The organism is Labrys sp. E2SS-1L (assembly GCF_057073705.1).
On the sequence record NZ_CP172712.1, the window covers coordinates 2213748 to 2225553 of the forward strand.

11 protein-coding genes are annotated in these 11806 nt (G+C 64.4%); 8 read left to right on the top strand and 3 right to left on the bottom strand.

Going from position 1 to position 11806, the window contains the following annotated elements:
* Positions 1-79 precede the first annotated feature (79 nt).
* Together ACIGJE_RS10235 and ACIGJE_RS10240 are read left to right on the top strand one after the other, a co-directional pair.
* Positions 80-1312 carry an MFS transporter gene (locus ACIGJE_RS10235; protein ID WP_311933922.1) on the top strand — a complete coding sequence of 411 codons (1233 nt, stop codon included), beginning with the start codon at positions 80-82 and terminating at the stop codon, positions 1310-1312.
* A 188-nt stretch (positions 1313-1500) separates the two neighbouring features.
* Positions 1501-3318 carry a tetratricopeptide repeat protein gene (locus tag ACIGJE_RS10240; protein ID WP_483679982.1) on the top strand — a complete coding sequence of 606 codons (1818 nt, stop codon included), beginning with the start codon at positions 1501-1503 and terminating at the stop codon, positions 3316-3318.
* Between the two features lie 40 nt (positions 3319-3358).
* Here ACIGJE_RS10240 and ACIGJE_RS10245 read toward each other — a convergent pair whose 3' ends face one another.
* Positions 3359-4573 carry an N-acetylglucosamine-6-phosphate deacetylase gene (locus ACIGJE_RS10245; RefSeq protein WP_483679984.1) on the bottom strand — a complete coding sequence of 405 codons (1215 nt, stop codon included), beginning with the start codon at positions 4571-4573 and terminating at the stop codon, positions 3359-3361.
* Between the two features lie 80 nt (positions 4574-4653).
* On the opposite strand from ACIGJE_RS10245, the gene ACIGJE_RS10250 reads away from it, so the two are divergent.
* On the top strand, positions 4654-5415 hold the full coding sequence (locus ACIGJE_RS10250) for a DeoR/GlpR family DNA-binding transcription regulator (protein ID WP_483679985.1): 762 nt from the start codon (positions 4654-4656) through the stop codon (positions 5413-5415).
* Between the two features lie 27 nt (positions 5416-5442).
* Here the strand turns inward: ACIGJE_RS10250 and ACIGJE_RS10255 are convergent, their stop codons facing one another.
* Together ACIGJE_RS10255 and ACIGJE_RS10260 are read right to left on the bottom strand one after the other, a co-directional pair.
* Entirely contained in the window at positions 5443-5814 is a 372-nt protein-coding gene (locus ACIGJE_RS10255; protein WP_483679987.1) for a hypothetical protein, read from the bottom strand.
* A 15-nt stretch (positions 5815-5829) separates the two neighbouring features.
* Positions 5830-7506: an electron transfer flavoprotein-ubiquinone oxidoreductase gene (locus ACIGJE_RS10260; RefSeq protein WP_483679989.1), complete on the bottom strand. Its 1677-nt coding sequence runs from the start codon at positions 7504-7506 to the stop codon at positions 5830-5832.
* A gap of 455 nt (positions 7507-7961) precedes the next feature.
* Here ACIGJE_RS10260 and ACIGJE_RS10265 point away from each other — a divergent pair, with 455 nt between their 5' ends.
* From ACIGJE_RS10265 to ACIGJE_RS10285, 5 genes are all read left to right on the top strand, one after another.
* A complete protein-coding gene (locus ACIGJE_RS10265; RefSeq protein ID WP_311933808.1) occupies positions 7962-8978 on the top strand; it encodes an SPFH domain-containing protein in 1017 nt (338 codons plus the stop codon).
* 78 nt (positions 8979-9056) lie between these two features.
* Complete coding sequence (locus ACIGJE_RS10270; RefSeq protein ID WP_415080465.1) at positions 9057-9737, top strand: DUF4178 domain-containing protein; 681 nt, start codon at positions 9057-9059, stop codon at positions 9735-9737.
* Entirely contained in the window at positions 9737-11305 is a 1569-nt protein-coding gene (locus ACIGJE_RS10275) for a DUF4178 domain-containing protein (RefSeq protein ID WP_415080466.1), read from the top strand. The genes ACIGJE_RS10270 and ACIGJE_RS10275 overlap by 1 nt, the downstream gene beginning before the upstream one ends.
* Positions 11302-11505, top strand: coding sequence for a hypothetical protein (locus tag ACIGJE_RS10280; RefSeq protein WP_311933804.1), 204 nt, complete (start codon positions 11302-11304; stop codon positions 11503-11505). Before ACIGJE_RS10275 ends, ACIGJE_RS10280 begins: the two co-directional genes overlap by 4 nt.
* 9 nt (positions 11506-11514) lie before the next feature.
* Positions 11515-11742: a DUF350 domain-containing protein gene (locus tag ACIGJE_RS10285; RefSeq protein ID WP_311933802.1), complete on the top strand. Its 228-nt coding sequence runs from the start codon at positions 11515-11517 to the stop codon at positions 11740-11742.
* Positions 11743-11806 lie beyond the last annotated feature (64 nt).

The following is an 11806-nucleotide window of genomic DNA, read 5'->3' on the forward strand; positions in this document are numbered from 1 at the left end:
GGCAGGTATCGATCGCTCCTCCCGGAATGGCCCGGGATCGGTGCTTGACAAGCTGACGCTGGGATACGACCCCTTGGTGATGTCCGCTCCCGCCGCCTATGCGCCCCCCGTGCCCCATGTCGCTCGCGGGTCGGCTGCCTACCGTAAGATCAGTCTCGCTCTCTTCCTCGCCGGTTTCGGTACGTTCTCGCTGATCTATTGCGTGCAGCCCTTGCTGCCGTTGCTGGCCGAGGAATTCCATGTCGGTGCGGCGCAGAGTTCGCTCGCTCTCTCGCTGACCACCGGCGCGCTCGCCTTTGCCATCTTTGCGGCCGCCGCTGTTTCGGAGCGATTCGGCCGGCGTGAACTGATGTTCGCTTCAATCGGTCTTGCCAGCCTGCTCAATCTTGCCGTGGCTGTCACGCCGGGATGGCATGCTATCCTCGCCTTGCGTGCCGTCGAAGGGTTGGCCATTGGCGGTGTACCGGCCATCGCCATCGCCTATCTGGCCGAGGAGATCGAGCCCAATGGCCTGGGTTTTGCCATGGGGCTCTATATCGCCGGCACGGCGCTCGGCGGCATGGCGGGCCGGGTGCTGACCGGCATCCTCGCTGAATTCCTGACCTGGCGCCTTGCACTGGCGATCGTCGGTCTCGGTGGCCTCGTCCTGGCCCTCGGCTTCGTCCTGCTCCTGCCGCCCTCGCGGCATTTCACGCCGCGCAAGGGTTTCGATCTTCGCTATCACCTCAGGGCGTGGGCTTCGCATTTCGGCCGGGAGAGGCCCGGCGTTGTGCTGGCGAAGCCGCTCTTGTTCGCCATCGCCTTTTGCGGCTTCGGCAGTTTCGTGACCGTCTACAACTATGCCGGCTTCCGACTGATGGCGCCGCCCTTCGACCTCAGCCCGACACAGACAGGCCTGATCTTCACCGTCTATCTGTTCGGCACCGTCTCTTCCTCGCTCGGCGGCATGGCGGCCGACCGGTTGGGGCGGGCGCCGGTGCTGATCGCCGGTCTCCTGACCATGGCTGCCGGTATCGGCCTCACGCTCTCCTCGAGCCTCGCCGGCATCATCGCCGGCATCGCCGTGCTGACGGCGGGCCAGTTCGCCTGCCATGCGGTGGCGAGCGGCTGGGTCGGCCGGCTGGGCGGTGCGAGCAAAGGCCATGCCGCCTCGCTCTACATGCTCGCTTATTATCTCGGCGCCAGCATCGTGGGCTCGAGCGGCGGCTGGTTCTGGACCGTCGGGGGGTGGCCGGCCGTGGTCGGCTTCACGCTGGTGCTGATCGTACTCGCCATCGCATGCGCGGTGCGGCTGATGCGCTCTGGAGGTTGATGGGGGAGCCGTCGGTTCACAAGCACGCCTGCCTCGAGGCCGGATGCGCGAGACAGCGTCAGGCAAACAAAGGTGTCGACCCGTGCTCGATTGACGGCCATGTTCGGCACGATATGGACATGAGGCGAGCGGTTTTGCCGTCGCCATGTCGACGGCAGATCGAGCCGGGGGCGCCGGGGAGCGGGATCATGAACGCATATCGCCTGATGACCGTGGCTGCGGCGATGTCCCTGTGGCTGGCCGTGCCGGCGGCGGGGGCTCCGAAAGGTGGCTGCGCTTCGGATGACCCGGCCATCGCCATTCCGGCCTGCACCACCGCCATCAACCGCATTGCGGTGACGCCCGGCAGCCAGGCCACCGCCTATCTGCAGCGCGGGCGGGCCCATTACAGGCAGAAGCAGTATGGCCTGGCGATCAACGATCTCGGCGCCTCGATCCGGCATAACGACAAGAGTTATCTGGCCTATGTCTTCCGTGGCCTCAGCTATGCCGAGCTCGGCGACCACAATGCGGCGATCGACGATTACGACAAGGCCATCGCCATCAAGCCGGGATCGGCGGAAGTCTATTTCTACCGCGCCAATTCCCGCTCGGAGCAGGACGATATCGAAAATGCCATTGCCGATTATTCGCGTGCCGTCGATCTCGATCCGCGTATGGGGCCTGCTTTTGCCAATCGGGGCAATCTGCAGCAAAGGCTCGGCCGCCATGAGAAGGCCGTCGCCGACTATACCAAGGCGATCGCGCTGAAGCAGGGGCTCTCGCTGGTCTACAGCAATCGCGCCAATTCCTATGTCAACCTCAAGCGTTACGACCTTGCCATGGCCGATTTCGACAGGGCGATCGCGGCTGACAGCAGCAATTTCAATGCCTATAACAACCGCGCCAACCTGCACTACGCCAAGGGCGAGATCGACGAGGCCATCGCCGATGTCAGCAAGGCGATCGCCCTGAATCCCGGCATGGCGGAATTCCATTCGGGCCGCTGCGCGCTCTATCTGGCCAAGGGCGCGTTGCGGGAGGCCCTGGCGGATTGCGACACGGCCATCGCGGCGCGGCGCGACTATGCCGAGGCCTATCTCAATCGCGGACTGGCGCATTGGCGCCTCGAGGAGCGGGAAGCTGGCCTCTCCGACATGGAAATGGCCTTTTCGATCAATCCGAACCTGCCCAATGTCCAGCGCTATGTAACGCTTTTCCGTGCCTCGAAGGCGGTACAGCAGGCCGAAGCCGGCAAGAAGGACGCGCCCGCCTCCTCCCAGAAGGCAGCTGCCGAAGGATCGCGGCGGGTTGCGCTGGTCATCGGCAATTCACGCTATGCGGCCGTGTCGCAACTGCCCAATCCCCGGCGCGACGCCGACCTCGTCGCCGCGGCCCTGCGGACGGCTGGCGTGCAGGATGTCACGGTCGCCTACGATCTCGGACGCGCCGGCATCGTCGAAGCCCTGCGCTCCTTTTCCGCCAAGGCGGACGCCGCCGACTGGGCCATCCTCTATTATGCCGGCCACGGCATGGAGCTGGCGGGGCAGAATTATCTCATCCCCGTCGATGCAAGGCTGCAGTCCGATCGCGATGTCCCCGACGAAACCGTCAGCCTGCAGCGCGTCCTGTCGGCGTTGAGCGGGGCGCGGCGCCTGAAGCTGGTGCTGCTGGATGCCTGCCGCAACAATCCCTTTGCCGCGCAGATGACGATGACGGCCGCAACCCGCTCGGTGGGGCGTGGCCTTTCGCGGGTCGAGCCGTCGGGAGCGACGCTGGTGGTCTATTCGGCCAAGGAGGGCACGGTGGCCGAGGATGGCGACAGCCAGCACAGCGCCTTTGCCGAAGCCTTTGCCAGGCGGGTGGTGGAACCGGGGCTGGAGATCAACAAGGTGTTCCGCTTCGTGACCAGCGATGTGATGTCACGCACAGCAAACCGGCAGGAGCCCTTCGTCTATGGCTCGCTGCCGCCCGAGGATTTCATCTTCACCAGCGCGCAGAACCCGCCATCATCGGCAACGCCGTGACTCCGCCCGCGGCCTGCTGCGGGGCGAGGGCGGTTGGTGCTCAGGCCGCCTGATCGGGCCTCGCATCGGCGACGGGCAGGGGGGCGCCGGCGATGAAGACACGCTCGACCTCGAAATCCCCGTCTAGAACAACGATGTCGGCACGCTTGCCCGGCGCCAGGCTGCCGACCTCGCCGGCAATGCCGGTAAGCTCGGCCGGCGTCAGCGACGCCATGCGGATGACGGCGGGCAAATCCTGCTCGATGGCCTTCGCCATGGTCCGCACCATCCGGTCCATGCCATGCATCGAGCTTGCCAGGCTGCCGTCCTCGCCTCGGACGGAATGGCCATCACTCCAGACCCAGCTGCCGTCTGCCTGCGATCCGAAGCGGTATTGGCCCGGCGGCATGTCCATGGCGCGGTTCGCATCGGTGACGAGACAGCAGCGCCGAGGCCCGATCAGGCGGAAGGCGAAGCGCAGGAGATCGTCCGAGAGGTGGATGCCGTCGGCGATCACCTCGGTGCTCATCGCCGGGTTGGCGAGGACATACTGCTCCATGCCGGCCTGCATCGGCGTGCCGAAGCGCTTGCGCAGGGAGACGACCGAGCTCATGGCACACCAGAAATGGTCGACATGGCGCATGCCATGCGTGAAAGCCGCCTCGAGTTCATCCCAGCAGGCGTTGGAATGGCCGCAGGTGATGAAGCAGTCCCGTTCGCGGGCATGATCGAAGAAATCCAGGGCGCCGGGCAATTCGGAGGCGCAGGTGGCGATCTTGATGATTTCGCGGCCGAGGAAATATTCGTATTCCTCCCGCACCGGATCGCGCCGGCCTTCCGGTGCGTGGATGCCGACCTTGTCCGCCGCGAAATAGGGGCCGTAGAAGTGGATGCCGGCGATGCGGGCGCCGTCCGCGGGCGTCCACGAGGCCTGCACGTTTTCGCACGCTCTCACCATCACATCGAGCTGGGCAAAGGATCCCGTCGTCGTGGTCGGAAAGATCGAGGTCGTGCCGTGCCGGGCATGGGCGATATTGGTCCGCCGCACGGCTTCCACCGTGCCGTCCATATAGTCGGCGCCGGCGCCGCCATGCACGTGGATGTCGACGAAACCCGGCGACAGGTAGCGGCCGCTGAAATCGAGCAGTCCTTTGCCTTCATGCTCGCGAGCATGAGGCTCGATCGTGGCGATCCGGCCGTCCACGCAGCGGATGACGGCGTCTTCGTGAATGGCGTCTTCGAGGATGACATTCCCCTTCATGAGGAGCTCTTTCATGCTGGATCCATCGGCTGGTGCTGTGATAGGTGTTCATGTATCTACCGATATCGTCATAAACGTGCAATTGAGGAATCGTCATGCCGATCGAATCCACGCCTGACGAACGGCGGGCTTTCGTCCTGTCGCAGCTGGAGGCCAAGGGCAGGCTGTCGACGCAGGAGGTCTCGGCGCATTTCGAGGTATCCGAGGACACCATTCGGCGCGATTTCCGGGACATGGCGGCCGAAGGCCTGATCAAGCGCGTCCATGGCGCTGCCCTGCCGGTCTCGCCGGGAGGCTTGCCCTTCCAGGGGCGCTACAAGATCGCGGCGGCCTTGAAGACACGCCTGGCCCGGGCGGCGGCCGGGCTCGTGCTGCCGGATCAGGTGGTCGTCATCGACGGGGGCACCACCAATCTCGAAGTGGCCAGGCAGTTGCCCCGCGATCTCCGGGCGACCATCGTCACCAACAGTCCGCTGATTGCGAGCGCAACGACCGAGCATCCGCATCTGGAGGTCATTCTGCTCGGCGGCATCTTCGACAAGCGCAGCCAGATGGTGCTGGGTGCGCGCGTGCTCGACCAGCTTCACGCCATCAATGCCGATCTGTGCGTCATCGGCGTGCACGGCATCCACGAGGAGTTCGGGTTGACCACTGCCGGCTATGACGAGGCTGCGATCAAGGCGGCCATGATCAAGGCGGCTGCCGAGGTCGTCGCGGTGGCGACCCCGGATAAATTCGGCACCGTGGCGGCGCACCATTTCGCGGCACTGTCGTCGATCGATACGCTGGTCACCGAAGAGACGCCCCGTGCCCGCGACCTGCTGGAGAAGGGTGGCGTGAAGGCGATTTATGCCTGAGACGGGGCAAGTCGCACTGCCTTGGAGTCAGGCCTCGCTCCGCCTTTTCGACTGCCGGGAGGCTGTCGCCGCCGCACCCAGGGCACCGATGCCGGCGCCGATCAGCGCGCAATTGATGAGGATGCCGACGAGATCGGTGCGATTGGCGGACGCGATCGCCTGCGCCGCCTGCTCGGCACCGACGCCCCCGGTCCTCGCATCCATCATGGCGATCATGCCCGGCTCGCTGCATTTGGGCAGGAGCGTGTATTTGGCCTCGTCGCTGCCGCCATAGATCTTCTCGATGGCCTGCTCGCAGCGCAGCCGGTCGGCCGGGGAAACCCCGGGCGTGCCGAACTGCAGATAGAGGCCGACGCCGAGGAGAACGACCCCGAGGCCGGCGTAAAGAAGCGCCTTCACCCGCAAGCGCTCCGCTTACATGTTCGGATAGTTCGGGCCGCCGCCGCCCTCCGGCGTCACCCAGTTGATGTTCTGGGCCGGATCCTTGATGTCGCAGGTCTTGCAGTGCACGCAATTCTGCGCGTTGATCACGAAGCGCGGATCCTTCCGGGCCGCTTCGTCGCCATAGACCACCTCATAGACGCCCGCCGGGCAATAGAGCCGGGCCGGCTCGCCATAGACCGGCAGGTTCTTTTCGATCGGGACCTTGGGATCCTTCAACGTGAGATGGATCGGCTGGTCCTCCTCGTGATTGGTCGAGGACAGGAAGACGGAGGAGAGCTTGTCGAAGGAGAGCTTGCCGTCCGGCTTGGGATAGTCGATCGGTTTGCATTCGGCGATCGGCTTCAGGGTCGCATAGTCGGGCTTGCCATGCTTGAGCGTTCCGAACAGGGAGAAGCCGAGCTTTTCGTTGAGATGCATGTCGATGCCGCCGAGGATCACGCCGGCGAAGGTGCCGAGCTTTGACCATAGCGGCTTGACGTTGCGCACCTTGTAGAGGTCGTGGCCGATCTCGCTGGAGCGCCAGGCGGCCTCGTAGGAGGCTGGCTCGTCATGCGAACGGCCCTCGGCCAGCGCCTTGGAGAGGTGTTCGGCCGCCAGCATGCCCGACAGCACGGCATTGTGGCTGCCCTTGATGCGCGGCACGTTGACGAAGCCGGCCGCGCAGCCGATCAGGGCGCCGCCGGGGAAGGAGAGCTTGGGCACCGACTGGTAGCCGCCCTCGGTGATGGCGCGCGCGCCATAGGCGATGCGCTTGCCGCCCTCGAAGGTCGGCGCGATCAGCGGATGGTGCTTGAAGCGCTGGAACTCGTCGAAGGGAGAGAGATAGGGGTTGGTGTAGTTGAGGTGGATGACGAAACCCACCACCACCTGGTTGTTTTCAAGGTGATAGAGGAAGGAGCCGCCGCCCGTCTTCGAATCCAGCGGCCAGCCGAAGGAATGCTGCACCCGGCCCGGCACATGCTTTGCCGGATCGATCTGCCAGAGTTCCTTGATGCCGATGCCGTATTTCTGGGGCTCGCGGCCGTCGGCGAGATTGAACTTGGCGATCAGCGTCTTGGTCAGGCTGCCGCGGGCACCCTCGGCGAAGAGGGTGTATTTGCCGTGGAGTTCCATGCCGCGGGTGAAGCCGGATTTGGGCTGGCCGTCGCGGCCGATGCCCATGTCGCCGGTGGCAATGCCCTTCACCGCGCCCTTATCGTCATAGAGCACTTCAGCGGCGGCAAAGCCGGGATAGATCTCGACGCCGAGGGCTTCGGCCTGGGTAGCCAGCCAGCGGCAGACATTGCCGAGCGAGCCGACGAAATTGCCGTGGTTCGACATCAGCTTGGGCATGCCGAAATTGGGCAGGCGCAGGGCGCCGGACGGGCCGAGATAGTAGAACTGGTCCTCGGTGACCTCGGTCACCAGCGGGCGATCGTCCGCCTCGCGCCATTCCGGCAGCAGTTTGTCGAGGCCGATCGGATCGATCACCGCGCCGGAGAGGATATGGGCGCCGACCTCCGAGCCCTTCTCCACCACCACCACGCTGGTTTCGGGATTGAGCTGCTTGAGATGGATCGCGGCCGCCAGACCGGCAGGTCCGGCGCCGACCACGACGACATCATATTCCATCGCCTCGCGGGGGCCGAGATCGGCACTGTCGGTCATCGAGTAGTCTCCGGTGGTTTGAAAGAGCTTGGAGTGATCGTGCTTTTTTCACGTTTTTGGAATGGGTGCAAACAATGCCGTGACGGTTTCCCAAACTAAGTAACCAATTGGTGCGTTAATGTCACGTTGGGCAGGGCCGTCGGTTCCATTCGCGGGCAGCAGGGTTCGGGATCACGGCATCTTCTCCCATTGCGGGGGGCGACATTTCGCCAGCATGGCCGGCAGCACACGAAAAGACGATATCGATCGCAACGATGCCCTTGATCCGTCACTGATTGTCATATTCTCCCGCAAAAGGCATGGAGGGGTTTCGCCGTTCTCCAAGAAGGCCGGTTCTGCGGCTCTATACTGATGCAGATGATGCTGTCTCTTGGGTTACCCTTTCCCATTGCCACGCGTGCTAGGTAGAGTAGGCTGTCTGCGGCTTGCGATCCGTCGGTATGGAGCATACGGGCATGGGCATTCTGGACTTCATCTCCAAGCAATTTATCGATGTCATCCAGTGGACGGCCGAGGAGCCGGGCCTGTTGGCCTACCGCTTCCCGATGTCCGGCATGGAAATCCAGAACGGCGCCCAGCTCGTGGTGCGCGAGACGCAGAAGGCGGCCTTCTTCAACGAAGGCAAGATCGCCGACATTTTCGGCCCCGGCACCTATACGCTCACCACCCAGACCCTGCCGGTGCTGACCTATCTGAAGAACTGGGACAAGTTCTTCGAATCGCCCTTCAAGTCGGACGTCTATTTCTTCGACACCAAGGACCAGATCGACCGCAAATGGGGCACCACCCAGCCCCTCACCATCCGCGACAAGGAATATGGCCCGATCCGCATCCGCGCCTTCGGGAATTATTCCTATGCGATCGGCGATGTCGGCGCGTTCTGGTCGCGGCTGGTCGGTACGGCCGAGCGCTGCACCTCCGAGATGATCGAGGGGCAGCTTCGCGGTGCCGTGCTCACGGCCATCGCCTCGACGCTCGGCCAGAGCAATGTCGCCTTCATCGACATGGCCGCCAACCAGGAGGCTTTCTCCCAGAAGCTGGCGGAAGCCATCCGCCCGGCGCTGCGTGACTATGGCATCGACGTCAAGAGCTTCTACGTCCAGAGCCTGTCGCTGCCGGAGGAACTCCAGCGTATCCTCGACAAGGCCAGTTCCATGAACATGCTGGGCGATCTCAATCGCTACGCCCAGTTCCAGACGGCCGAATCCATCCCGCTTGCCGCCGAGAATCCGGGCGGCCTGGCAGGAGCAGGGGCAGGGCTCGGCGCCGGCATGGCAATCGGCCAGGCCATGGCACAGGGCTTTGCCAATGCGGCGCCGGCGCAGGCTCCCTCGGCGCCGGCAGCGCCCCCGCAGCCGGCGGAGGATCCGATCCAGCTCCTCGAAAAACTCGGCGGGCTGCTGGCCAAGGGCATCCTTACCCAGCAGGAATTCGACGCCAAGAAGGCCGAACTGCTATCCCGGATCAAATAGACCGGACTTCGCCCTGCTCGCCGCGAAACTCTGCTTGGCCGAACAGGCCGGTCAATCCCGTGATCCATACGAGGCCCAATGCGTAAATTCGCCTGCCCTTCCTGCGGAGCGGATGTCGTGTTCCGGTCGGCGCAGTCGGTCTATGCCGTCTGTGCCTATTGCCAGTCCATGGTGGTGCGCACCGATGTCGACGTGACCTCGCTCGGGGTGATGGCGGCGCTGCCCGACGACATGAGCCCCCTCCAGCTCGGCACCGGCGGTGTGTTCGACGGCCAGTCCTTCACCGTCATCGGGCGCCTGAAGATCGGCTGGAGCGACGGGCTGTGGAACGAATGGCACATGCTGATGGATGACGGCCGGGAAGGCTGGATCGGCGAGGCTCAGGGGTTCTTCTCGGTGAGCCTGGAGGCGGAGGAGAACTCCTGGGGCGGCGTGCGCGAGGCGCTGGAGCGCTGCCGGCCGCTGCTGGAGGGGAACGAGACCGGTGCCGCCGGCATCAGGCCGGGTTTCTCGGTAACGATAAATGGCGTCCAGCTCAGGGCGGTCGACATCAAGCTGGCGACCTGCCTGGGCTCGGAAGGCGAACTGCCTTTCGCCGCACCCAAAGGGCGACGTACCGTGTCGATCGATTGCGTCGGTGCCGATGGCGAATTCGCCACGCTCGAACATGACGGCAAGGAGGCAAGTGCCTATCTCGGCCGTTATCTCGAATGGGACGCCTTGCGCTTCTCCAATCTCAGGCCGCTGGAGGGCTGGTGATGGACGAGCCTCTCGCGCCGCCAGCACCATCGCCGGCCGTACCCGCGCCAAGGCCGCCCGGCCGGCCACGAACCTTTGCCTGCCCCAATTGCGGTGGGGCGGTGACCTTGCGCGCCGTCGGCCAGTCGATCAGCGCCACCTGCAGCCAGTGTTCCTCGCTGATCGACGTCGCCGACGAGAATCTGCGCATCATCCAGAAGGCCCAGGCGGCGCTCGAGCCCTCGGAGGTTCCCATCGGTTCCCGCGGGCGGCTGCAGGACGTCGAGTGGGAGGTCGTCGGCTATATGCGCCGGAGCGATCGCACGGGATATTACGAATGGATCGAATATCTCTTGTTCAACCCCTATCGGGGCTATCGTTTCCTGGTCCGGGAGCAGGGCCACTGGACGCTGGTGAAGATGCTTACCCGCGACGTGCCGGGCGCGGGCAATACCATCGACCTTACGGTCGAGGGGCGGCGCTATGCCTTCTTCAGCAAGGGACAGGCGCTCACCAAATATGTCGCCGGCGAATTCTATTGGCGTGCTTCCACGGCGGACGTCACCGAGACGGCTGATTATATCGCCTCGCCTCACCGGCTGATGGTCGAGAGCAATGACGAGGAGATCATCGTCTCTGAAGGCGTCTATCTCGAACCCAGCCTGGTGGCCGAGGCCTTCAAGCTGCCGCTCGCGGACGAGCGCGACGGGCCCGGCGTCAACCAGCCCAACCCGCACCGGCGCTGGCTGAGGGTGCCGCTCGCAGCGCTCGGAGTGGCGACCTTGTTGCAGTTCGGCTCGCTCGCCCTCTCGCCCGGGCGTCAGGTCGCCTCGCAGACCTTCACCCTGACCTCCGCCGACAAGGGTAAGACCTTCGCCTCCGAACCTTTCCGCCTGGACGGCCGGGGTAATGTCGAGTTCGAGACCAGCGCCGAACTGAAAGACGATTGGCTGGAGCTCGACGTCGCCCTGGTCAATGTCGAGACCAACAGGAGCTATCATGCCTCCCAGGGGCTGGAGAACTACAGCAGCGGGCGGGTCACCGAGCGCACCAGCGAATTGCTGTCGCCGGTGCCGGCAGGCACCTACAAATTGCTGATCGACACCAATGCCGGCCTGTTCACCAAGGTGGCGGAGACCGTGCCGATGGTGGCGCGCGAGGATTACCTGCAGACCTGGTTGCGCAACAATGGCCAGGGCGGCAGCTTCCCCTCCTCGCAGCCCACCATTGCCCCTGCGCCCGCCAATCCTCTGCCTTCGGAGACATTCACCGTCACGGTCCGGCACGCCGTGCCGATCTGGTCGAACTATCTCGGTGCCGTCGGCCTCCTGGCTCTCGGCGCCGGCTTCGGCTTCTTCCGCGACCGGCGCTTCGAGCAGTCGCGCTGGGAGCAGGGCGGCATCGACGAGGAAGCGCCATCGGTGTCCGGCAACCTGGCGGCGGGCGGTTTCGTTGCCGCCGCCGGCAGCAGCAGCTCCGATTCCGGGACCGACAATTGGTGGTCGTCGAGCAGCGACGATGACGACGACAGCGGTGGTTCCTCATCGAGCGACGATTCCAGCAGCAGTTCCAGCAGCGAGGACACGTGAGCAGGATTCAGATGATCTTCGCCGGGGCCGTCGTGTTCGGCATGGCCCTCGGCAATTTCGGCGGTTATTCGCTGGCCAATATGTGGCACGCCAAGCAGACCACCAGTCGCGGCATCAGGAGCAGCGACGATGGCGGCTCCTTCGGCTGGTTCGGCGGCGGCAGAAGCTCCGGCGGTGGCGGCTATTCATATCATAAATAGGGGGCTTTCATGGATGTCTCTGGCCTGATCGAACTGAAATATGTGGTGGCCTCGCTGGTCTATTCCGGCATCGGCCTCATCGTCTTCGTCATCGCCTTCTGGCTGCTCGACCTGCTGACCCCGAAGGTGCAGGTGTGGAAGGAATTATGCGAGAAACGCAACACCGCGATGGCGATCTTCCTGGGTGCGGTGGCGCTCGGCATCGCAATCATCATCGCCTCGGCCATCCATGGCTGAGGGCGTCGATTCTCCTGGGACCGCAGGCGTCTCGCCTGCTCTTGGAAGCGTCGCGACAGGCCGA